Consider the following 21780-nt stretch of genomic DNA (forward strand, 5'->3'; position numbering starts at 1 on the left):
CCTGATTTTCTGCGGAAACCGGGTGCTTTTTTTCTGTCTGGAGGTGAGAACATCGAATGTATTTGAAGCGGTGAAGGAGTCTGTCACCACAAGGCAGGCTGCGGAAATTTATGGGGTTCCGGTAGGCAGAAATGGGATGGCCTGCTGTCCCTTCCATGATGACAAACATCCCAGTATGAAGGTTGACCGCCGGTTCCACTGCTTCGGCTGTCAGGCAGACGGGGATGTGATTGACTTTACCGCCCGCCTGTTTGGACTGAACAGCAAGGAGGCTGCGCTGAAACTGGCGGAGGATTTCTCTGTCAGCTTTGATACCAAAGGCCATGACCCGCCCCGCAGGAGGCCGGTCAAACGGAAAATCAGCGAGGAACTGCGCTACCGGCAGGCGGAGCAGAAATGTTTCCGGATGCTGTGCGATTACCTGCATCTACTGGAACGCTGGGAAAAGGAATATGCCCCGCAGACACCGGAGGAAGCATGGAACCCGCTGTTTGTGGAGGCATTACAGAAAAAGCCTTATATCGAGTATCTGCTGGATATTCTGTTGTCCGGCAGCATGGAGGAACGGGCCTGCGTGGTCGCTGAATACGGAAAAGAGGTGAGGAAGATTGAGCAGCGAATATCAGAGTTTACCGCCAGCCACCCGGCAGGCCGCCATGAACGCAGCCGAAGCCTTAGCGCCGGAGCAGAGCGTTGACGAAGTGCGGGAAAGCCTGTCCGTCACGGAAAAGGGCCAGCCCGCCAACACCATCGGCAACTGTCGGACGGTGTTCTGCCATGACCCTCTCCTGCGTGGGGCGATCCGCCTGAATCTTCTGACTGACCGGGTGGACATTGTGCGGGATTTGGGCTGGCGCAGGAATACCAGCGCTCTGACGGATACGGACGTGAAGTATCTGCTTCTCTATTTTGAGCAGAACTACGGCCTGACCAGCGAGAAAAAGATGACGGCGGCTCTGTCTATCGTGGCGAACGAAAATTGCTACCATCCCATACAGGACGTGCTGAACGGCCTTGTCTGGGACGGGACGCCCCGTATTCGCTCCTGTCTCCATCACTTCTTAGGTGCGGACGAGAGCGACTATGTGGAAGAAATGCTGAAACACTTCCTGCTGGGGGCAATCCGGCGTGTATTCCGCCCCGGCTCTAAATATGAGGAAATGCTCTGTCTGGTGGGCGGTCAGGGGGCTGGCAAGTCCAGCTTCTTCCGCCTGCTGGCAATCCGGGACGAGTGGTTCTCCGATGACCTGAAAAAACTGGACGATGACCGGGTTTACCTGAAGCTGCAAGGCCACTGGATCATCGAGATGTCGGAGATGCTGGCTACCAGCAGCGCCAAAAGCATTGAGGAAATCCGCTCTTTCATCAGCCGCCAGAAGGAAACCTACCGGACACCCTACGAGGCCCAGCCAAAAGACCGGCTGCGGCAGTGCGTGTTCGGCGGTTCTTCCAACACGCTGGACTTCCTGCCCCTTGACCGGGCTGGGAACCGGCGTTTCCTTCCCATCATGATTTACCCGGAGAATGCGGAGGTTCACATTTTGGAGGACGAGGACGCTTCCAGAGCCTATCTTTTGCAGGTGTGGGCGGAGGCCATGACGGTTTATCGCAGCGAGAAGTATTCCATGAAATTCAGCAAATCCATTCAGCGGCAGCTTGTGGAGGTGCAGAAGGATTTCATGCCGGAGGACACGGAGGCCGGGCAGATACAGGGCTTTCTGGAACACTACACCGGCAGCATGGTCTGCTCCAAACAGCTTTTTAGGGAGGCGCTGGGCCGCACCTATGAGGAGCCGAAGCGGTGGCAGCTGCACAATATCAACGAGATCATGAACACGGTAGTGACGGGCTGGAAACCATTCTCCAATCCCCGGATGTTCGCCGGATATGGCAGACAGCGGGGCTGGGAACGGGACGTTTCCGGCAACGAACTGCCCGGCAACGAAGATGGATTTGTGGAGCTGACCGAGGAAGAATGCCGCCAGCTGGAACTTCCGAAGGAGTGGATCGCCTGAAAATGGCGGTCTGTTGCCGGGATGGTTGCCACTTGGTTGCCGGGTTCGTTGCCGGGGATTTTCCGGTCTGGATACGGGAAAAGCCAGTATCTAAAGGATATTTTAATAGTTTATTTATCTTCGGCAACGAAAGCAACGAAATTTTTCAAGAAAATTCACAAAGTAAGATTTACAGGCCAGACGGTAGTTTACAGGTTTTTAGAGGTTCGTTGCCGGACTTCGTTGCCGGTGCTGCCGTCCGGCCTGTCTCTCTATGGAGGTAGCCTATGGAAAAAAGCAAACAGCAAAAAAATAAAGTCCGTTTTGTGGTGGTGCGGGAGTTCTCCGGGGAGAAGTCCATGCGGGAAGCCTTTGAGCAGCTCATTGAGCGCCAGACCTGCGAACACTTCGAGGAATGGTTGGAACGGCGGGAAATGGCCGAAAACGCTGCGTAAAAACGGTTGATTCAGGGACAGGGACATGGTACTATAATGGTATCGTGTCCCTGTTCATAGAAGGAGAACGCTATGAGCAGGAAAAAACAAGTCTATGAGAAAATCACCGCTCTCTACTGCCGTATCTCTCTGGATGACGGCGGCGACAATGAGAGCATGAGTATCAGCAACCAGAAAATCATGCTCCGGGACTTTGCAGAAAAGCATGGAATGTTCCAGTATGAGTATTATGTGGATGACGGCTATACGGGCCGCAATTTCAACCGCCCTGCCTTCCAGCGCATGATCGCTGACATTGAGGCAGGGAAAATCGGCTGCGTGGTCACCAAAGACCTGTCCAGACTTGGTAGAAATTATATCGAAGCTGGAAGCTATATCGAAATCTTTTTCCCAAAACACAATGTACGCTATATCGCCATCACGGACGGCGTGGACAGCCTGACCCGTCAGGAGATGGACATCACGCCTTTTAAGAATATCCTGAACGATATGTACAGCCGGGATATTTCAAAAAAGGTGCTGGCGGGCATCACGACCCGTTCCCGGCAGGGGAAGTTCTGCGGGGGGACGCCGCCCTTCGGTCTGATGCGTGACCCGGAGGACAAGGGGCATCTCATCCTTGACCCGGAGACAGCGCCCATCATCCGTAAAATCTATGACTATGCCCTTGACGGGATGGGCTGCATGAGGATTTCCAAACGGCTGATGGAAGAAAAAATCCCCATTACCCATGTCAAGGCCAACACGGAGTTTGACGCCAACTACTATTCCTGGGGCGGGGCCAGAATCAGCCATATCCTGCGGAATCCCTTTTATAAGGGCGCACATCTGGTCTTTCGGACGCATCAGAAAGGCATCCGCTCCAACACCTATGACATTATCCCCCGTGAGGACTGGGAAATCATCGAGGGCTGCCATGAGGCCATTGTGACGCCTGAGGAATGGGAACAGGTACAGGAACTCATTGACCGCAAGCCACCCATTATGAAAGGCAATGCCTGCCCCTTCTACAACCTGTTTCACGGTCTGGTCTACTGTGCCACCTGCGGGAAGTCCATGCAGGTGCGATATGAAAAGGTGGGCCGAACCGGAAAGAACCGCTTCACCGGCGAGATGCGGGAACCGATTGACAAGGCGTATTATATCTGCCAGACATACAACCGGATGGGCTGTAAGGTCTGTTCCAGCCACAAGATCGAGGCCAGGGATTTATACAATCTGGTGTTGAAGGACATTCAGGAACTGGCGTTGCAGGCCATGAAGGACGCTGATGCGTTCTATCAACGGCTCAGCCGCCGGATGGAGCGCCGGTATCTGGTGGACGCTTCTCAGACAGAGAAGGAACGCCAACGGCTGGAAGCCCGAAATCAGGAGATTGATGGGATGTTCCTGAGCCTGTACACCGATAAGGCAAAAGGCATCCTGACCGAGCAGCGGTTTGTGAAGCTGACGGCGGCGCTGGAACAGGAGCAGGAATCCAACCAGAAACGCCTGCATGACCTGGCAATGATGCAGAGCCGGGCTGACGCTCAGGAGAGCGAAGTCCGCACTTTTATCAAGGAAATCCGGCGCTATGCCACCATTGAAGAACTGGACGAAGCGGTGCTGAACCGGCTCATCAGCCGGATTCTGATTGGTGAGGTCAAGAAGGTGGACGGTCAGAAGGTGCAGGAAGTCAGGATCGTTTATAACTTTGTCGGGGAAATCCCCGAGATTGCGGCATAAAGACAGAGAAGCCCTCCCCATGTCGGGGAGGGCTAATTATATACCAAATCACAAAACGGCAATTCCTTACAAATATGGGGAAGCGATATAAAACCCGAAAAAGAGTTGACAAAGGATATTCCTATATAGTATAATCCTAAATGAAATCAAATAAGGAGGTTTCTACAATGAACAAAATCAATATCAGCAATGCGCCTGCATACACTTCTCCCAATTCCATGACTCTAATCTGTACAGAGAAACCGGATGGCAGCACCAATCTTGCGACTCTGGCATTCTGGGCTTTTGCGTCCACCAATCCCGGAAAGATCATGTTCTCCCTGAACAAAGGGGCTTACAGTCTGGAACTGCTGGCTGAGAAGAAAGAAATTGTTCTCGCCATTCCCGGAGTTGAACTGACCGGCGCTCTGATTGGCTGTGGCACCTGCTCCGGACGTGATACGGATAAGGCTGCTAAGGTCGGTCTGACGATGCAGGAAGTGGAGGGCACAAATATCAAGGCTCCTGTTCCTTGCAAGCTGCTCATTCATGCGACTGTTGCCCAGACGATGGATGCGGACGATCATGTTGTCCACCTCTGCGATGTCAAGGGTGTTTACGGCGATGAAGATGTGGATGCTGTATTTGGCTGGAAAGGTTACGCTGAATTTGCGACTGCGCAGCAGAAATAAGAAAGGACAAGGCGGCTGTCTGCGGATAGCCGCCTTGCGGTTTGAGGTGGCAATATGAAAACGCAAGGCGGATTTTTGATAACCCGGATCAAACAGGTTGGAGGACGTGTTTTTGAACGCATATTGAGCGAAAAAAACATTGATGCTTTTAATGGCTCCCAGGGAAGGATTCTATATATTCTCTGGCAGAAGGATGGCGTTCCCATCAGTGAGCTGTCAAAGGAGACCGGTCTTGCCACGACTACGCTGACCAGTATGCTTGACCGCATGGAGGCGGCAAATCTGATTTATCGGGATCGCGGCGACAAAGACCGTAGAAAGATTCTCATTTTCCTTACAGAGGAAGCCAAAGGTCTGGAACAAGAATATAATGAAGTAACCGAAGAAATCAGCAACATTTACTATAAGGGATTTTCTGAGGAAGAAATCGAGCAGCTGGAAAACTATCTCCACCGCATCCTGAAAAATGTGGAGGGTGTTCTCTGATGAGCGTCTGCATTAAGGACAATATTCAAAACATGAATCTGGTCATCGGCTGTACCGTAGGCTGTTCCTACTGTTATGCCCGAAATAATGTAAAGCGTTACCATATGATCGATGACTTCAGCAAGCCGGAGTTTTTTCCGAAGAAGCTGCGACTGATGGAAAAGAAGCGCCCGCAGAATTTCCTGCTGACCGGTATGAGCGATTTAGCGGGTTGGCAACCGGAGTGGCGGGATAAGGTATTCGCAAAGATTCAGGAAAACCCGCAGCATCAATTCCTGTTTTTGTCAAAGCGCCCCGACCTACTGAATTTTGAGACAGACTTGGAAAACGCATGGTTTGGCGTCACTGTCACAAAGAAATCAGAGCTGTGGCGCATCGACACGCTGAAAGCAAATATACGGGCAAAGCACTATCACGTTACCTTTGAGCCGTTGTTTGACGATCCTGGTAAAGTGAATCTCGCCGGTATCGACTGGATCGTGGTGGGAACGATGACCGGGGTGCAAAGCAAAAAAATACGGACAGCCCCAGAATGGGCGTATTCCCTTGTGGAACAGGCTCATGCGCTCGGTATCCCTGCTTTTATGAAAGAAGATCTTGTCCCCATCGTGGGCGAGGCAAACATGGTACAGGAATTCCCGGAAGCATTCAATCAGGTGTTGGAGGCACAGAGAAAATGGCGCAAGTAGAGATGAACGGTATTCTTATTAAAGAGGTCGAGACAAAAAATATTATGACTAAATCCAGTCTGCCAGTGGGCGGTTATTCGGTTAATCCCTATGTGGGCTGCACCCATGCCTGTAAATATTGCTATGCGTCTTTTATGAAGCGGTTTACCGGACACAAAGAGGAATGGGGTACGTTCCTTGATGTGAAGTGCTGGCCGGAGATTAAAAATCCAAAGAAATTTGCCGGACAACGTATCGTAATCGGCTCCGTGACGGACGGCTATAATCCGCAGGAGGAACAGTTCGGCAATACCAGAAAACTGCTGGAGCAGCTTCGAGGCAGCGGTGCAGACATTTTAATCTGCACCAAATCCGATCTTGTGGTGCGTGACATTGATTTACTAAAGGAGCTAGGACAGGTCACGGTATCGTGGTCAATCAATACGCTCGATGAGGATTTCAAAGAGGATATGGACAATGCTGTGAGCATCGAACGGCGGCTTGCAGCCATGAAACAGGTTTACGATGCAGGCATCCGTACCGTTTGTTTTGTTGCGCCGGTTTTTCCGGGCATCACCGATTTCGAGGCGATTTTTGAGCGGGTGAAGGATCAGTGCGACCTGTTCTGGCTGGAAAACCTGAACCTGCGAGGCGGTTTTAAGAAGACGATTATGGATTATATCGCAGAAAAACGTCCTGACCTTGTGTCGCTTTATGATGAAATCTATAACAAACACAACCGCAGCTATTTCAAGGCGTTGGAAGAAAAAGCCGAGGAGATGGCCAGGAAATATGACTGCCCCTTTGTTGACAATGAAATGCCCTATGGCAGAGTGCCGCAGGGACATCCGGTCATTGTAGATTATTTCTACCATGAAGAAGTCCGGGGGACAGAGAATACGGGAAAGCGAAACAAGTGACACATTTAACAATATGGCTTTAAGAGCATCGCTTCGGCGGTGCTTTTCTTATGCCCTTTTAGCGGCGATTTTATGGATACGCTGAAAGGCAAACAAATTATAGTTCGTATCACATATATCCCCTCTTCTTTTAATGGAGAGGGGATATTTTTTGCCCTTTTTTGAATTCATCACTTGACATTGTGGCAAAGAGCTGATGAGCCAGGATGAGCTTGCTGTTATGGATGGAGGCAAGTGTATCCTCCAGCTGCGCGGTGTGCGTCCTTTCCTTTCGGATAAGTACGACATCACCAAGCACCCCAATTTCAAGTACACTGCCGACGCGGATGATAAGAACGCTTTTGACATTGAAGCATTCTTGTCTGCAAGGCTGAAACTCAAGCCCAATGAGGTCTGCGATGTATATGAAGTAGACACGGAGGGCGTGTAATACGGTTCCGCTGAGAAAGGAGTGATCGTATCTATTTGCCGCAACTGCCTCAGTTGAGGCCATTGGCGTACAAAGCGGACAATCGCAAGAAAAATAATGAAAAAGGAGGACAGCCGGAATCAGGCTCTCATATATCGAGGGCAGATTGTTCCGGCTTTTGTGCGCTTATGAAACAAACCTAACTAATCATTCAAATGATTCCGGCTAATATTATTTATGGCATTTTTTGAACAGGCAATTACCGTTCTTCAGACTCTCGTTATCGCTCTGGGTGCTGGTCTTGGTATCTGGGGTGTCATCAACCTGTTGGAAGGTTACGGCAACGACAACCCTGGCGCCAATGCTCATGTACGGTAAAGTATCACAAGAAAATTATGTCGAATTGACAGCCGCCTCCGCTATGCCGAATAAGGAGATAAAGAGTCCTCAAATTTTGCGCTACTAAATGAAGACGAGCGGAAGTAATCTCCCGCTCGTCAGTAAACTTAACTATGCCATATCAATCCCGCTTCTTTCCCGCCACCGGCACTAAGAACAGCGCGGGCAACAGCAGGAAAGCGGTACAGACCAGCCCCCAGGGTATGGACACCTGCTGGGCTACCAGCCCCACAATAGGCCCGCCGATGATCTGCCCGAAAGAGTCCAGCTGTCCGCTGGTGGAAAAGACTGTGGCGCGCATTTTCTCATCCACTTGGTCGTTCATCCAGGCGGCCAGCACAGGCTCCTTGATGGTGCGCATAAGCCCCGCCAGCAGGAACACCAACAACATGAACCAAAAGCTCCGCCCCACCGCGAAGAGAACCAGGAACAGGATATACCCGGCGCTGGTGGACATGACCACACTGGTTCGGCTGACAGTCCCTTTTTTCTCCATGCGGGCGATGAGCAACTGAGAAGCCAGAATACCTAAGCCGTTGCCGATAAGACTGATAACACCGAACCAAGTGACGCTGTTCAGCGGCCCGATAACGGGTATTACCGTGTCATCCAGAAAATGAGCGGTGGAGAGCCGGTCAAAGCCTTCACTGGCAAGTCCCCCGCATAGTGTGATTGCTAAGAGCGCCAGCAACACAGGTGCGCCTTTCACAAAGCCCAGGTTGAGCTTGAACAGGCAGACAAAGTCTTTAAGCAAGCCCTGCCGTTCCTCAATAGCAGGGGAGAAGTTGGTTTCTGGCATGATGCGAACCATCACCAGCCCCAACAACAAGCACAAACTGCCCCCCAAGATGAGAGGCATTTGCAGGTTTATGTTTCCCAGCAGTGTGCCCAGCACCACGCCCAGAACGCCGCCGATTTGCCCCATTTGACTGCCCCGCAGGAACACCTTGTCTATGGGTTTGTCCTCTTCCTCCGAGGCAATCCACGCCTCCAGAGCGCCGGTGATGAAGGTATCACCGCAACCCCAGACAACCTGGGCCAGCAGAACCGGCGCGAACCACGGTAGCGCACCCTCCATCAGAAAGCCCAGGCCGTAGAGGAACATTCCAATCAGCACCGAGCGCCGACGGCTATACAAATCCGCCACCACACCGGTGGGCATCTCGAACAGAAAGCAGGAGGTCTCCTGAACCGTCCCTACCAGGACAAGCTGGAAAGCATCCAGCTGCACCACCTCCAGGTGGTACACGATGGAAAGCACTGTGGACATAGAAACCGCCAGGGAACAGACAAATCGGAACAGCAGGTAGACAGAATATGCCTTTGAATTTTTAGCAAACATGAAGTTACATTCTCCTAGTATAATAATGGTGTAGTCAAGAACGACTACTGGTTAATAGTTACAAAGTCCAATCTAATAAATCTATATAGATATAACGGAAGGAGGAGTTCCCCCTCCATCAGAAGTTATAGGACATATTTACCGTGTCTGAGGTTTCCTTAATGCACCAGACAAAATATAGAGGTATAATCACTGAAGGCAGGATCATTGACGTTTCCTCCTTGGGAGCCGGCCTTCTGGGATATTTCGCAATAGCCAGCAATGAACGTTTGCATTGCGCAAGATGTTACATTATCTTCTGAAACATATGCCGGATCTTGTCTAAACGGCTGTTCGGGCGGCGTGGCTGAAACACAGGCTCGCCGGAAGTTTCCTGATACCCTTTTAATTCTGTAATGCAGACACTTCTTCCATTTGTATAAAAATTCAAATCATTTCTATATTCACCAATACAACGGGCAGGGATTTCCCCCTTAAAAATAACTTCATCTTTTTCAAGTCTGGTTGATTCAATGATTGCGCAATACTTTGGTGCGTCATTATAAGCCCGTGAAAGATATTCCTGCGGTGCAAAAAGGGTAAAGGAAAGGTATGGTTCCAACAGTTGTGTTCCTGCTTTTTTCAATGCCTGCTCCAACACGACAGGCGCAAGAAAACGAAAATCAGCGGGGGTGCTGACCGGGCTGTAATAAACTCCATAATCAAAACAAATTTGGCAGTCTGTCACTCCCCAGCCATATAAGCCCTGCTCCATTCCATAACGCACACCCTCCATGACGGCATTTTGAAAACTTTGGTTTAAATAGCCGAGAGATACCTCGCTTTTATATTGTGTTCCGCTTCCAACAGGAAGCGGTGTTACAGTCAAACCAATAGATGCCCAAAACGGATTCGGCGGCACTTCAATATGAATCGTGTAGCTCGCTTTTTTTTGCGGTCTTTCCAGATAAATAACCGAAGGCTCTTTCATAGCCACGCCCACATGATATTTTTCTTCTAATAGCGAACAAATAACTTCTAACTGTACTTTTCCCAAAAAAGATAATATAATCTCATGTGTAACAGTATCAATGTCAAAATGCAAAAGAGGGTCTGTATCAGCAATCTCTGTGAGGGCATTTAACAGGGCTTCCCTTTGCTCCGGCTTTTGCGGCTCTACCGTTGTCCGAAGTAATGGCATGGGATTATCAATCCGTGTTTTGTGAGGCAGGAGTTTTTCATTTCCCAGAATGTCGTTCAGTTTCAAAGTATCATCAGCTAAAATAACAATTTCTCCCGGACAGGCATGGTCAACCGGGACGATTTCACCATTTGACGGAATACACATTTCTGTAATCTTTATTTTTTCCTTTTTTGACAGCAGCAGGGTATCCCGTAAATGGAGCGTCCCATGATACAGGCGTAAATAAGAAAGCCGTTTTTTCCGCTCTGTATACTCAACCTTAAAAACATATCCACATAATTCAGACTGAATATCGTCTGTTTCTGTAATGAAAGTTTCTGTAATCGCTTCAATCAGTTTTTCTGTTCCTAAATTGTCTTTTGCACTCCCATGATAAACAGGAAACAAAGAGCAGCATCTGGTTCTTTTGCACTTTTCATATTGTAATTCCTGTATATCCAAAGAATCCTCTGCAACATATCGTTCTAATAGTTCATCGCTTCCGGAAATAATCATATCCCATTTGTCCAAATCAGAAATATCGGTCATGGTTATCTTTGGCGACAGGGAAACCTCCTGCATGACAATCATATCACTGGTAAGTTTATCTTTAATGCTTTGGTAAACACGCCGCAGGTCGATCCCATTTTGGTCTATCTTATTTATAAAGATAATTGTCGGAATGTCCATTTTCTGAAGCGCATGGAATAATATACGGGTTTGTGCCTGTACGCCGTCTTTTGCCGAAATGACTAAAACAGCTCCGTCAAGGACAGATAAAGAGCGGTATGCTTCGGTTAAAAAATCCATATGACCGGGAGTGTCCACGATATTGATTTTATAATCATTCCAGCAAAAAGAAGTAACCGCTGTCTGAATGGTAATTCCGCGCTGCCGTTCCAAAATCATAGTGTCTGTTCTTGTAGTTCCTTTATCCACGTTTCCTTGTTCCGCAATCGCTCCACTGGTGTACAGCAGGCTTTCCGTCAATGTTGTTTTTCCTGCGTCTACATGGGCGAGAATTCCAATATTGATTATTTTCATGTGATTGTCCTCCTTTTACAGCCCCAAAAGGGCATAAAAATCCCCAGCAGTAAAATACTTTTACCACTGGGGATTATAATTTGCGGACATACACATATACAGCATACACCTGTTTGTGATTGCTGTTTTTCGGATATGTCAAAATTGATAAGGCAAAAGTATTCTTGAATTGGGTACAAAAAACCAAGCCCCCACAAAAGGGACTATCATAATCCTTTGTTCCCACTATTTGATTATAGTTTTATTTAAGAATACCTTGCCGCATATTTTTTACTCCTTTTTTGGAATGATGCTATTATATCACATTAGTTTTAGGAAAGAAAGTACCTAAAAGAAATTTTTCTTCCCCTTATATGTAACAATCATACCGACTTTCTGGCGTTCAGAATGGTTTCTGCTGTCTGCTGTGGTGTTTGGTTGGAATTGTCCAGCCAAAAGCCGATCCGTGGTGTTGTCTGCATAAATGTATCGTATATTGATAAAATCAGCATCAGAGAGGAGGAACCATTTTGAACCAGAAACAGACGGATATTACAACAGGAAAGCAAATACGTCATCTGCGAACACAATCGGGAATGACACAGGAAGAACTGGCTGGGGAATTGAATGTTACCCGGCAGGCGCTATCGAATTGGGAGAGAGATGTTAATGAACCCGATTTAAATACGTTGAAAAAAATTTGTTTTCTTTTTGGAGTCCACATGGACGATTTTGCGAAGGAGGTAATAACAAAAATGGAAACATGTGAAAAAAAAGAGAAACGACAATTTAATAAGTATGATATGGCAATTGGACTTTTTTATGGTGTCGGGATATTTCTTGGCATTGGTATTTTCTTTGTTGGCGGTTTTATGACAATGTCGGGTGCAGGGTGGGGAGCATCACTATTTGGCGGTGGCTGTTTTTCTCTTGTATTTGGCTTGATATGCCATGCAGTTATTACATTGAGAAGAAATGACAAATGATGACATATCCTGCTTTCTAGACTTTTCGGTCATATCGCGTAAAAAAGCCGCTGCTTTTGGCTTTCCAATAGCGGCGGCAAAGGGAAATATCCTTTGAATACCTTACAGAAGAAAAGTTTTGCAGCATTATAAAAATAAAAGCCTATACCATTTTGGAAAGAAAAGATACATAATAGTCAAGACGGCAACAATCAGAAGTTATGGAGGGTAACAATGGAATATAGTAAGGAAGATTTAATGGAAGCAAAAAGGCAAATTTTGGGAGTGGGAGAGAACATGGGAACAGAGGAAAGTAAAAAAATCTGGGAGAAAAACGCACAATTTTGGGATAATGCAATGGGTGACAAATCTAATGAATTTCACAGAGAGGTAGTGCGTCCCAAAGTAACGGAACTTCTATCTCCTAATCCTGCGGATTACATTTTGGATATTGCGTGTGGCAATGGAAATTATTCTTCGTATCTTGCACAAAGAGGCGCTTCGATTGTCGCTTTTGATTACAGCAAAAAAATGATAGAATTGGCTAAAAGACGGCAATCACAATATGCAAAACAAATTGAATTTTGTGTAGCGGATGCGACCAATAGAGAAAGTATATTAGAATTAAAAAGAAATCGAGCCTTTACGAAAGCAGTTTCTAATATGGCAATTATGGATATTACGGATATTGAACCACTTCTTATGGCTGTTTATGAACTGTTGGAGGAAAGCGGAATTTTTGTCTTTGCAACGCAACACCCTTGTTTTATCACGTTGACTGAAAAATATATGACACCGCACAGTTACTATGGTATAGCGATTGAAGGGCAACCGGAGGAGCAGATTTATTATCATCGTTCCATACAAGATATTTTTAACCTTTGTTTTAGAGCTGGATTTGTCATTGATGGATTTTATGAAGAATGTTTCAAAAACAACAAAGAAATTCCTATGGTAATGATAGTAAGGCTTAAAAAGGTAAAACGTGATAGCTTAAAATAAATTCAAGTTTGCCGGATAAATAGCAAACCTGGCCGAGCCAGTCAACGGTCAAGATGAACGGGCTTCGCCCGCCGTTGACAGCCCCGCCCGGTTTTGCAGTTAGGCAGTCAAGGAGCGACAGCCTAAAGTGCTGCCGCCCCTTACTATCATAAAAAGCAACTACTAACCAGCCACAGCCCTTTTGGGAGGAAAGGGGGATTTTCCATGACCTGTACAGAAGAATATCGGGAACATATCGAGTACACTTTCCATGCCTTTTGCAAAGTCGTTATCCGAAATGCAACGATCAACGCAGCGAGGACACGGAGCAGGAAGCACAAAAGAGAAATATCCCTTGAATACCTCACAGACGAAAAGCACTACCCTTTAGGCACGACAGATGAATATTTCCAAGCCCCGGAGCCGGACGAGGAATACATACTTACCCTTTGCGGCGATACGGTCATTTTCAGCAGCGGCTTACTTGCGGAAGCCCTGTCACGGCTGGACGAACGGGAGCGGGAAATGATTTACCTGTCCTTTTTCAAGCGTATTCCACAGCACGAAATTGGCAGACAGTACGGGCGCAGCCGCAGCACAGCGGGCTACCATATCCGAAAAGTCCTACGGCAGCTCCAAGCGGAAATGGAGGGAATGGCATATGAGAAATAATAGGCTTCTCCCCTATGAAACAATCGTCCAAGCCACCAGCGGGGAGCCGGAAGCGGTGGGAACTGTATTGCAGTATTACCGCCGCCGCATACAATGTGCCGCCCGTGTGAATGGACGGGTAGACCAAGATACAGAGGACTACATCACCCAGACGCTTCTCACAGCTATTTTCAAGTTCCGCTTTGGGAGATAGCCCTACCGCCTACAACTGAATAACCGCCGCTTCGCCGGCAACCAGAAAGCAGTAAATCTATTCAACAGATTTGCTGCTTTTTTTCGTTCCTGTTTGGCATTTTTGAAAATCCCCAGTATGAAAAAACAAAAGGGAAAATTGCCGCCGCAGTTGGCAAAATCCCTTACTTATCCGTGGAGGGTATCAAAGAAAAAAATACTGCCATTGTCCGCCTTTTTCGGCTTGCGTGGTGTTGTAGGGAATAAGGGGAAATTCTAAAAATCTCCGTCCATTTTGCTTTGCGTGGTGTTGTAGGTAGTGAAAGGAAAATTTTCAAGATATGCCGGAATAGCGGGTAGCAAAGCCCTTTTGAAACGTCTTGTTAGCGGAAAGTACGGAAGCCGGGGAACGCCGGAGTTTTTCAGAGCAAGTTTCTACCACGGTGCCAAAATCCGCAATTCTGCGGTTTTGCCCCTCGCGGGAAACTTGTTGGGGAGTGCCTTCCCCAAACCCTGCTTTGCGGCTTGCGCCGCTTATCCCCGCCGCGCTCATGCGGCAAGAAAGGAGGTCACGACCATGCGAAAGAAATACAACACACCCCACCGCAGCCGCGTTGTGAAAACCCGGCTGTCCGAAGATGAATACGCCGACTTCACAGCGCGGCTTGCACCCTATGGTATCAGCCAGTCGGAATTTCTCCGGCAGGCGATACGGCGTACCACCATACGCCCCGTTATCCATGTGTCGGCAGTTAATGATGAACTGCTCTCCGCTGTCGGGAAGTTAGCCGCCGAATACGGCAGGATCGGCGGCAACCTCAATCAGATTGCCCGGTATCTGAACGAGTACGGCGCACCCTACAATGCGCTGTCCGGCGAGGTACGCGCCGCCATAGTCGACCTTGCCGCCCTCAAGTATGAAGTCTTACAGAAAGTAGGTGACGCGGTTGGCAACACTCAAGCATATCAACTCTAAAAATGCCGACTACGGAGCCGCCGAACAATACCTGCTTTTTGAGCATGACGAGTTTACCATGAAGCCCGTCCTTGATGAAACCGGCAGGCTTATCCCCCGCGAGGACTACCGGCTGTCCACGCTGAACTGCGGCGGGGAGGATTTTGCCGTTGCGTGTATGCGGGCAAATCTCCGCTATGGGAAGAACCAGCGGCGGGAAGATGTGAAAAGCCACCACTATATCATCAGCTTTGACCCACGGGACGGGCCGGACAACGGCTTGACCGTAGACCGGGCGCAGGAATTGGGCGAGAAGTTTTGCGCCGAGCATTTCCCCGGCCACCAAGCCCTTGTATGCACCCACCCGGACGGGCATAACCACAGCGGCAACATCCATGTGCATATCGTTATCAATTCGCTGCGGATAGAGGAAGTGCCGTTCCTGCCCTACATGGACAGGCCAGCCGATACGAAAGCCGGTTGCAAGCACCGCTGTACCGACGCTGCCATGCGCTACTTCAAGTCCGAAGTCATGGAGATGTGCCACCGGGAGGGGCTTTACCAAATCGACCTCTTGAACGGCAGCAAGAACCGCGTGACCGACCGGGAGTATTGGGCGCAGAAAAAGGGACAGGCCGCGCTGGACAAGCAGAACGCCCCCATGATTGCAGGCGGTATCACACCCCGGCAGACCAAGTTTGAAACGAACAAGGAGAAACTGCGGCAGACCATACGCGCCGCGCTGTCTGCGGCGGCCTCATTCGAGGACTTTTCCTCTCTGCTGCTGCGGGAGGGTGTGACCGTCAAGGAGAGCCGGGGGAGGCTTAGTTACCTCACGCCGGACAGGACGAAGCCCATTACCGCCCGGAAGCTGGGCGACGATTTTGACCGCGCCGCCGTCCTTGCCGTTTTGGAGCAGAGCGCCGCCAGAGCCGCAGAAAAGGCCGCAGCCATACCCGAATATCCCCGGCATGGGGAAACCGGCATACAGCCCACAAAAGCCCCACAAACCACCACGAAACAGGACGGTGTGCAGCGGCTTGTGGACATTGAGCAGAAAATGGCCGAGGGCAAAGGCCGGGGCTATGAACGCTGGGCGACCATGTACAATCTCAAACAAATGGCCGCGACGCTGAATGTGTATCAGGAATACGGCTTCACTTCCCCGGAGCAGTTAGAAGCCGCCGTTGATACCGCCTATCAGGAAATGCGCCAGACCAGCGGCAAGCTGAAAACGCTGGAAACAGAGCTACAAGGGAAAAAGGAGTTGCAGCAACAGGTACTTGCCTATGCCAAGACCAAGCCCGCTCGCGACGGACTGCGGGCGCAGAAATCTGAGAAAGCTCGCGCCGCATACCGGCAGGCAAACGAGAGCGATTTTATCATAGCCGAAGCCGCCGCCCGGTATTTCAAGGCGCATGGCATTACCAAGCTGCCCGCCCGGAAAGCTTTGCAGGTCGAGATCGAGCAGCTTATCTCCGAGAAAGACGGCCTGTATAACACCTATCACGAACAGAAACAGCGGTTCAAGGAATTGCAGACCGTCAAGCGGAACATCGACCAGATTTTGCGCCGGGAGGAACCCCACCGCAGAAAGGAGCAGAGCCATGAACGATAACCTGCCCCGCATGGACTACCGCCAGCACCGGCGGGCGCGGCGGTTGGTACATGAGTGCTGTAACTATGACGGGGGGAACTGCCTGCTGTTAGACGACGGGGAGCCTTGCGTGTGCGTCCAGAGCATTTCCCTTTCCCTCATGTGCCGCTGGTTCCGTGTGGCTGTCCTGCCCCTTGACGGGGAGCTGGCCGCAGCCCTCTTGTACCGGGGGAGCCGGAAACGGTGTGCGGTCTGCGGCGCGGCATTTGTCCCCAAATCCAACCGGGGGAAATACTGCCCCGACTGCGCCGGCCGCATGAAGAAACTCAAAGCCGCCAAGAGAAAGCGGAAACAAAGGCAGAGATGTCACGCTTTAGAGCCTTTCAAACCCGCATAAATCAAGGCTTTTTTCGTGGGTGTCAAAGGGTGTGCGATACATTTATCCTTTTCCCCCGGAAACGGCGTTCTAAATGCGTACAAACGCCCCAAATCCACCCAAAGGAGGAACCATGTCAGACAACCGAAAATACTACTACCTCAAGCTGAAAGAGAATTACTTTGACGAGGACGCTATCGTGCTGCTGGAAAGTATGCAGGACGGTATCCTCTATTCCAACATTCTCTTGAAACTGTACCTGAAATCGCTGAAAAACGGCGGGAAGTTGCAGCTTGATGAAAATATCCCCTACACCGCGCAGATGATTGCCACCATTACCCGCCAGCAAGTCGGCACCGTAGAGCGAGCCTTGCAGATTTTTATGAAGCTGGGGCTTGTGGAGCCGCTGCCAAGCGGCGCGCTGTATATGAGCAACATTGAACTGCTGATCGGCCAATCCTCTACCGAGGGGGAGCGAAAACGGCGGGCAAGGCTGGCTTTGCAGGAGCAAAAAGCCTTGCCAAAGGCCGGGGTGGACAAATGTCCACCATATCAAGCGGACATTTGTCCACCAGAGATAGAGATAGAGAAAGAGATAGAGATAGAAAAAGAGAGAGAGCGAGAGTTAGATACGGGACAGCCCACCCGCGCCGCCTATGGCCGGTATGAAAATGTCTTTCTTTCGCAATCAGAACTGGACGGGCTGAAAGCAGACCTGCCCGACAAATGGAACTACTACATTGACCGGCTATCCTGCCATATCGCGTCCAGCGGCAAGCGATACCGCAGCCATGCCGCCACAATCTACAAATGGGCGCAGGAGGACGCAGCCAAGAAAGCCCCGAAAAAGGGCATACCAGACTACTCATGCAAGGAGGGCGAGAGTTTATGAAGAACGAAATCAACGCTGTTTTGGAGAATATGACGACCACTACCCCGGAGCCGGAGGACTACACCGGCGAGGACGGTTTACTGTACTGCGGCAAGTGCCGCAAGCCGAAAGAAGCCTATTTTGCGCCGGATAAGGCCGCTATCTTCGGGCGCGACCGCCATCCGGCAGAGTGCGACTGCCAGAGAGCCGCCCGCGAGGAACGGGAGGCCGCCGAGAAGCGGCGCAGGCACCTTGACACCGTGGAAGAACTGAAGCGCCGGGGCTTTACCGACCCCACCATGCGGGACTGGACTTTTGAGAACGACAACGGCAGGAACCCGCAGGCCGGGATTGCCCGCCGGTATGTGGAGCATTGGGAGGATATGCGAGCCGACAATATCGGCTGCCTGTTCTGGGGCGGCGTAGGAACCGGGAAAAGCTACCTTGCGGGCTGTATCGCAAACGCCCTCATGGAGAAAGAAATCCCCGTCCACATGACGAATTTTGCCCTTATCCTCAACGACCTTGCCGCCAGCTTTGAGAACCGCAACGAGTACATTTCCCGCCTTTGCCGCTATCCGCTGCTTATCATTGACGACTTCGGCATGGAGCGCGGGACGGAATACGGGCTGGAACAGGTTTTCAATGTGATTGACAGCCGCTACCGCAGCGGCAAGCCGCTGATCGTCACGACCAACCTCACGCTGGACGACCTGCGGAACCCGGAGGACACCGCCCATTCCCGGATTTATGACCGGCTGCTTTCCATGTGCGTCCCGGTACGCTTTACCGGCGACAACTTCCGGCAGGAAGCCGCGCAGCGGAAAATGGAGAACATGAAGAAACTGATTACCGACTGAAAGGAGTATTGCCTATGACAGATAACAAGCAGCACGACACCCGCACCACCCGCCGCCCCGACTGCGTGACGGAAATCCGCATGGGCAATTCCGTCCTTGTCGTGTCCGGCTATTTCAAGAAAGATACCACGACCACCGCCGCCGACAAAATGGCGCGGGTACTGGAAGCGGAAGCCGCTGCTACACAAAAACCGGCAATTTGACAAATCATAAAGAAGCAGATTTTACACTTTTGCCGCTATACAGCCCCCGCTATTCCGTGGTACAATAAAGCTACGGAATAGTGGGGCTGGCTGTCGGAAACGGAGGATTTTATGTTAAGACAAGCCACCCAAAACCTCATTACCGCCCTTTATCCGAGATTGTCCCATGAGGACGAGTTGCAAGGCGAGAGCAATTCCATTTCCAACCAAAAGCGGATTTTGGAAACCTACGCCAAGCAGAACGGCTTTACCAATCTGCGCTGGTACACCGACGACGGCTTCTCCGGCGCAAACTTCCAGCGCCCCGGTTTTCAAGCCATGCTTGCAGACATTGAAGCCGGGAAAGTGGGTACGGTCATCGTCAAGGACATGAGCCGGTTAGGGAGAAACTACTTGCAGGTGGGATTTTACACGGAAATGCTGTTCCCTCAAAAGGGAGTGCGGTTTATCGCTGTCAACGACAATGTGGACAGCGCAAACGGCGGCATGGACAACGATTTTACCCCTCTGCGAAATCTGTTCAACGAATGGCTGGTGAGAGATACGAGCAAGAAAATCAAGGCAGTAAAACGAGCAAAAGGCATGAGTGGCAAACCTGTTACCAGCAAGCCGGTATATGGCTACCTCATGGACGAGGACGAGAACTATCTCGTTGACGAGGAAACCTCGCCGGTTGTCCAGCAGATATACCAGCTTTGCCTTGCCGGGAATGGCCCGACCAAGATTGCCCGTATGCTTACGGAGCAGCAAATCCCCACGCCGGGGACGCTGGAATACCGCAGGACGGGCAGCACACGCCGCTACCACCCCGGCTATGAGTGCAAGTGGGCGACGAACACCGTCGTTCATATCCTCGAAAACCGGGAGTACACCGGCTGTCTGGTAAACTTTAAGACGGAGAAGCCCTCTTACAAGGTCAAGCACAGTGTAGAGAACCCCGTGGAGAAGCAGGCCATTTTCCCCGACCACCATGAGCCGATTATCGACACGGAAACATGGGAGCGCGTGCAGGAGTTACGCAAGCAGCGCAAACGCCCGAACCGCTATGATGAAGTGGGGCTGTTCTCCGGTATGCTGTTCTGCGCCGACTGCGGCCATGTGATGTACCAGCAGCGGTATCAGAACAAAACCCGCAAGCAGGACTGTTACATCTGCGGCAGCTACAAGAAGCGCACCCGCGACTGTACGGCACACTTTATCCGCACAGACCTGTTGACCGCTGGCGTCCTCTCCAATCTCCGACAAGTGACGGAATACGCCGCCAAGCATGAGAGCCGCTTTGTGAAGCTGCTTATCCAGCAGAACGAGATCGGCGGCAAGAGAAAGACCGCCGCAGCCACCAAGCAGCTTGAACAGGCGCAGGAGCGTATTGCCGAAGTGAGCCGCATTATCAAGCGGCTGTATGAGGACAATGTGAACGGCAAAATCAGCGACGAGCGTTTCATGGAACTGTCGGCAGACTATGAGCAGGAACAGCGGGAACTGAAAGACCGCGCCGCCGCTTTACAGGAGGAACTTTCCAAGTCGCAGGCCGCCACCGTCAACGCGGAAAAGTTTATGGGGATTGTCCGAAAGCACCTTGCCTTTGAGGAACTTACCCCCACCCTCTTGCGGGAAATGATTGAGAAAATCGTCGTGCATGAGTGCAGCTATGACGAGAACGGCACCCGCAGGCAGGACATTGAGATTTATTACAGCTTTGTCGGCAAGATTGACTTGCCCGAAGCCTAACGCCCGACCTATCCGACACAATGGCCAAGTGCCGGATAGGAACGGCAAAATTTTTTACACTTCTATTACTTCTTTATCGCACATAAGCAAAGTCTCAGGGAATGAAGCAGCTTATGGCCGGTGCTGGTGTAGCCGTTGTTGGTATGGTTCTTGTACCTCTGCTCTCCGGGCTGTTCTCTGTCTAAGCGTTCCTGCATGAAATCCTTGCCGCTCCCGCAGTTCTGCGGGGGCGGCGGAAAGGAGGTTGACACCGTATGGATTTCTTACTTGAAGCCCTGACAAATTGGCTGAAAGAAATGCTGGTGGGCGGTATTATGAGCAACCTTTCGGGGATGTTTGACAGCGTAAACCAACAGGTCGCGGATATATCCGTACAGGTAGGACAGACCCCACAGGGATGGAATGGCAGTATTTTCAATATGATTGAGAATCTGTCCAACTCCATCATGGTGCCGATTGCAGGTGTGATCTTGGCTATCGTGATGACCGTAGACCTGATCCAGATGATTGCAGACAAGAACAACCTGCATGATGTGGATACCTGGATGATTTTCAAGTGGGTGTTCAAATCAGCTGCCGCCATCCTCATTGTCACAAACACATGGAATATCGTGATGGGCGTCTTTGATATGGCGCAGAGCGTGGTGGCGCAGGCGGCAGGGATTATCAATTCGGATGCGTCCATTGACATTTCCTCAGTTATGACCGATCTGGAACCGAGGCTGATGGAAATGGATTTGGGACCGCTGTTCGAACTGTGGTTCCAATCCCTCTTTATTGGCATTACCATGTGGGCGTTGTATATCTGTATCTTTATCGTTATTTATGGCCGTATGATCGAGATCTACCTTGTAACTTCGGTGGCTCCCGTTCCAATGGCTGCAATGATGGGCAAAGAATGGGGCGGTATGGGACAGAATTACCTCCGATCCCTGCTGGCACTGGGCTTTCAGGCGTTTCTCATTATCGTCTGCGTGGCAATTTATGCTGTGCTGGTGCAGAACATCGCTATGGAAGATGACATCATCATGGCAATCTGGAGCTGCGTGGGCTACACTGTACTGCTATGTTTTACGCTGTTCAAAACCGGCAGTCTCGCCAAATCAGTCTTTCAGGCACACTAAAACGGAAGGAGGTTTCCACA

At 50.3% G+C, this 21780-nt stretch carries 24 protein-coding genes and 3 pseudogenes; 25 read left to right on the forward strand and 2 right to left on the reverse strand.

The genetic code is table 11. The features are described 5' to 3' along the window. Nucleotides 1–43: 43 nt before the first annotated feature. The 11 genes and pseudogenes from PG722_RS10705 to PG722_RS10755 all read left to right on the forward strand — a co-directional run. The gene (locus PG722_RS10705; protein ID WP_423243628.1) at nt 44–697 is read left to right on the forward strand and encodes a CHC2 zinc finger domain-containing protein; all 654 of its coding nucleotides are present in this window, start codon (nt 44–46) and stop codon (nt 695–697) included. Then, a complete protein-coding gene (locus tag PG722_RS10710) occupies nt 657–2015 on the forward strand; it encodes a virulence-associated E family protein (RefSeq protein ID WP_270580556.1) in 1359 nt (452 codons plus the stop codon). The genes PG722_RS10705 and PG722_RS10710 overlap by 41 nt, the downstream gene beginning before the upstream one ends. Further along, entirely contained in the window at nt 2003–2278 is a 276-nt protein-coding gene (locus PG722_RS10715) for a hypothetical protein (protein ID WP_270580533.1), read from the forward strand. The genes PG722_RS10710 and PG722_RS10715 overlap by 13 nt, the downstream gene beginning before the upstream one ends. A gap of 3 nt (nt 2279–2281) precedes the next feature. Continuing rightward, nucleotides 2282–2449: a hypothetical protein gene (locus PG722_RS10720; RefSeq protein WP_181976121.1), complete on the forward strand. Its 168-nt coding sequence runs from the start codon at nt 2282–2284 to the stop codon at nt 2447–2449. A 72-nt stretch (nt 2450–2521) separates the two neighbouring features. Further along, nucleotides 2522–4174: a recombinase family protein gene (locus PG722_RS10725; RefSeq protein ID WP_270580534.1), complete on the forward strand. Its 1653-nt coding sequence runs from the start codon at nt 2522–2524 to the stop codon at nt 4172–4174. Between the two features lie 167 nt (nt 4175–4341). Then, nucleotides 4342–4845, forward strand: coding sequence for a flavin reductase family protein (locus PG722_RS10730; protein ID WP_181976120.1), 504 nt, complete (start codon nt 4342–4344; stop codon nt 4843–4845). Nucleotides 4846–4899: 54 nt separating this feature from the next. Beyond that, entirely contained in the window at nt 4900–5331 is a 432-nt protein-coding gene (locus PG722_RS10735) for a MarR family transcriptional regulator (RefSeq protein ID WP_117519007.1), read from the forward strand. After that, nucleotides 5331–6020 carry a radical SAM mobile pair protein A gene (locus tag PG722_RS10740; protein WP_270580535.1) on the forward strand — a complete coding sequence of 230 codons (690 nt, stop codon included), beginning with the start codon at nt 5331–5333 and terminating at the stop codon, nt 6018–6020. Before PG722_RS10735 ends, PG722_RS10740 begins: the two co-directional genes overlap by 1 nt. Beyond that, nucleotides 6008–6919: a radical SAM mobile pair protein B gene (locus tag PG722_RS10745; protein ID WP_270580536.1), complete on the forward strand. Its 912-nt coding sequence runs from the start codon at nt 6008–6010 to the stop codon at nt 6917–6919. The genes PG722_RS10740 and PG722_RS10745 overlap by 13 nt, the downstream gene beginning before the upstream one ends. 184 nt (nt 6920–7103) lie before the next feature. After that, nucleotides 7104–7349, forward strand: a pseudogene (locus PG722_RS10750) (VirD4-like conjugal transfer protein, CD1115 family); the annotation flags it as partial. Between the two features lie 216 nt (nt 7350–7565). Continuing rightward, a pseudogene (locus PG722_RS10755) lies at nt 7566–7694 on the forward strand (Maff2 family protein); the annotation flags it as partial. Between the two features lie 154 nt (nt 7695–7848). On the opposite strand, the gene tet(40) reads toward PG722_RS10755, so the two are convergent. Both tet(40) and tet(32) read right to left on the reverse strand, forming a co-directional pair. After that, nucleotides 7849–9069 (reverse strand): tetracycline efflux MFS transporter Tet(40), encoded by a 1221-nt coding sequence (gene tet(40) / locus PG722_RS10760; RefSeq protein ID WP_109215034.1) that lies wholly within the window; start codon nt 9067–9069, stop codon nt 7849–7851. 286 nt (nt 9070–9355) lie between these two features. After that, entirely contained in the window at nt 9356–11275 is a 1920-nt protein-coding gene (gene tet(32), locus PG722_RS10765; RefSeq protein WP_002602099.1) for a tetracycline resistance ribosomal protection protein Tet(32), read from the reverse strand. Between the two features lie 509 nt (nt 11276–11784). Here tet(32) and PG722_RS10770 point away from each other — a divergent pair. The 14 genes and pseudogenes from PG722_RS10770 to PG722_RS10835 all read left to right on the forward strand — a co-directional run bounded on the left by PG722_RS10770 (nt 11785) and on the right by PG722_RS10835 (nt 21760). Next, on the forward strand, nt 11785–12240 hold the full coding sequence (locus PG722_RS10770; protein WP_003505401.1) for an XRE family transcriptional regulator: 456 nt from the start codon (nt 11785–11787) through the stop codon (nt 12238–12240). A 213-nt stretch (nt 12241–12453) separates the two neighbouring features. Next, nucleotides 12454–13221 carry a class I SAM-dependent methyltransferase gene (locus PG722_RS10775; protein ID WP_003505400.1) on the forward strand — a complete coding sequence of 256 codons (768 nt, stop codon included), beginning with the start codon at nt 12454–12456 and terminating at the stop codon, nt 13219–13221. Nucleotides 13222–13425: 204 nt separating this feature from the next. Next, the gene (locus PG722_RS10780; protein WP_003505338.1) at nt 13426–13872 is read left to right on the forward strand and encodes an RNA polymerase sigma factor; all 447 of its coding nucleotides are present in this window, start codon (nt 13426–13428) and stop codon (nt 13870–13872) included. Then, a complete protein-coding gene (locus PG722_RS10785; protein WP_003505336.1) occupies nt 13862–14065 on the forward strand; it encodes a helix-turn-helix domain-containing protein in 204 nt (67 codons plus the stop codon). Before PG722_RS10780 ends, PG722_RS10785 begins: the two co-directional genes overlap by 11 nt. 117 nt (nt 14066–14182) lie before the next feature. Beyond that, nucleotides 14183–14323 carry a hypothetical protein gene (locus PG722_RS10790; RefSeq protein ID WP_004604824.1) on the forward strand — a complete coding sequence of 47 codons (141 nt, stop codon included), beginning with the start codon at nt 14183–14185 and terminating at the stop codon, nt 14321–14323. A 297-nt stretch (nt 14324–14620) separates the two neighbouring features. Beyond that, complete coding sequence (locus PG722_RS10795) at nt 14621–15019, forward strand: plasmid mobilization protein (protein ID WP_083816615.1); 399 nt, start codon at nt 14621–14623, stop codon at nt 15017–15019. Then, entirely contained in the window at nt 14991–16616 is a 1626-nt protein-coding gene (locus PG722_RS10800; protein WP_040882696.1) for a relaxase/mobilization nuclease domain-containing protein, read from the forward strand. Before PG722_RS10795 ends, PG722_RS10800 begins: the two co-directional genes overlap by 29 nt. Continuing rightward, nucleotides 16606–16992, forward strand: a complete 387-nt coding sequence (locus PG722_RS10805) for a cysteine-rich VLP domain-containing protein (RefSeq protein ID WP_005541343.1) — start codon at nt 16606–16608, stop codon at nt 16990–16992. The genes PG722_RS10800 and PG722_RS10805 overlap by 11 nt, the downstream gene beginning before the upstream one ends. A 112-nt stretch (nt 16993–17104) precedes the next feature. Continuing rightward, entirely contained in the window at nt 17105–17863 is a 759-nt protein-coding gene (locus tag PG722_RS10810; protein WP_005541342.1) for a phage replisome organizer N-terminal domain-containing protein, read from the forward strand. Beyond that, nucleotides 17860–18702, forward strand: a complete 843-nt coding sequence (locus tag PG722_RS10815; RefSeq protein WP_005541341.1) for an ATP-binding protein — start codon at nt 17860–17862, stop codon at nt 18700–18702. The genes PG722_RS10810 and PG722_RS10815 overlap by 4 nt, the downstream gene beginning before the upstream one ends. A gap of 14 nt (nt 18703–18716) precedes the next feature. After that, a complete protein-coding gene (locus PG722_RS10820) occupies nt 18717–18905 on the forward strand; it encodes a transposon-encoded TnpW family protein (protein ID WP_005541340.1) in 189 nt (62 codons plus the stop codon). Between the two features lie 111 nt (nt 18906–19016). Further along, the gene (locus tag PG722_RS10825; RefSeq protein ID WP_005541339.1) at nt 19017–20636 is read left to right on the forward strand and encodes a recombinase family protein; all 1620 of its coding nucleotides are present in this window, start codon (nt 19017–19019) and stop codon (nt 20634–20636) included. Nucleotides 20637–20722: 86 nt separating this feature from the next. Next, a pseudogene (locus PG722_RS10830) lies at nt 20723–20821 on the forward strand (Maff2 family mobile element protein); the annotation flags it as partial. Between the two features lie 69 nt (nt 20822–20890). Beyond that, nucleotides 20891–21760, forward strand: a complete 870-nt coding sequence (locus tag PG722_RS10835) for a VirB6/TrbL-like conjugal transfer protein, CD1112 family (RefSeq protein WP_270580538.1) — start codon at nt 20891–20893, stop codon at nt 21758–21760. Nucleotides 21761–21780: the final 20 nt, after the last annotated feature.

Origin of the sequence: Butyricicoccus sp. OF27-2pH9A, assembly GCF_027693185.1 — a bacterium.
GTDB lineage: Bacteria > Bacillota > Clostridia > Oscillospirales > Butyricicoccaceae > Agathobaculum > Agathobaculum butyriciproducens.

Bases quoted from the DNA above. Each gene is read 5' to 3' on its own strand.
- PG722_RS10710 (WP_270580556.1), top strand. From the start codon at position 657: ATGAACGCAGCCGAAGCCTTAGCGCCGGAGCAGAGCGTTGACGAAGTG.
- PG722_RS10720 (WP_181976121.1), top strand. From the start codon at position 2,282: ATGGAAAAAAGCAAACAGCAAAAAAATAAAGTCCGTTTTGTGGTGGTG.
- PG722_RS10725 (WP_270580534.1), top strand. From the start codon at position 2,522: ATGAGCAGGAAAAAACAAGTCTATGAGAAAATCACCGCTCTCTACTGC.
- PG722_RS10730 (WP_181976120.1), top strand. From the start codon at position 4,342: ATGAACAAAATCAATATCAGCAATGCGCCTGCATACACTTCTCCCAAT.
- PG722_RS10735 (WP_117519007.1), top strand. From the start codon at position 4,900: ATGAAAACGCAAGGCGGATTTTTGATAACCCGGATCAAACAGGTTGGA.
- PG722_RS10740 (WP_270580535.1), top strand. From the start codon at position 5,331: ATGAGCGTCTGCATTAAGGACAATATTCAAAACATGAATCTGGTCATC.
- PG722_RS10745 (WP_270580536.1), top strand. From the start codon at position 6,008: ATGGCGCAAGTAGAGATGAACGGTATTCTTATTAAAGAGGTCGAGACA.
- PG722_RS10775 (WP_003505400.1), top strand. From the start codon at position 12,454: ATGGAATATAGTAAGGAAGATTTAATGGAAGCAAAAAGGCAAATTTTG.
- PG722_RS10780 (WP_003505338.1), top strand. From the start codon at position 13,426: ATGACCTGTACAGAAGAATATCGGGAACATATCGAGTACACTTTCCAT.
- PG722_RS10785 (WP_003505336.1), top strand. From the start codon at position 13,862: ATGAGAAATAATAGGCTTCTCCCCTATGAAACAATCGTCCAAGCCACC.
- PG722_RS10790 (WP_004604824.1), top strand. From the start codon at position 14,183: ATGAAAAAACAAAAGGGAAAATTGCCGCCGCAGTTGGCAAAATCCCTT.
- PG722_RS10795 (WP_083816615.1), top strand. From the start codon at position 14,621: ATGCGAAAGAAATACAACACACCCCACCGCAGCCGCGTTGTGAAAACC.
- PG722_RS10805 (WP_005541343.1), top strand. From the start codon at position 16,606: ATGAACGATAACCTGCCCCGCATGGACTACCGCCAGCACCGGCGGGCG.
- PG722_RS10810 (WP_005541342.1), top strand. From the start codon at position 17,105: ATGTCAGACAACCGAAAATACTACTACCTCAAGCTGAAAGAGAATTAC.
- PG722_RS10815 (WP_005541341.1), top strand. From the start codon at position 17,860: ATGAAGAACGAAATCAACGCTGTTTTGGAGAATATGACGACCACTACC.
- PG722_RS10820 (WP_005541340.1), top strand. From the start codon at position 18,717: ATGACAGATAACAAGCAGCACGACACCCGCACCACCCGCCGCCCCGAC.
- PG722_RS10825 (WP_005541339.1), top strand. From the start codon at position 19,017: ATGTTAAGACAAGCCACCCAAAACCTCATTACCGCCCTTTATCCGAGA.
- PG722_RS10835 (WP_270580538.1), top strand. From the start codon at position 20,891: ATGGATTTCTTACTTGAAGCCCTGACAAATTGGCTGAAAGAAATGCTG.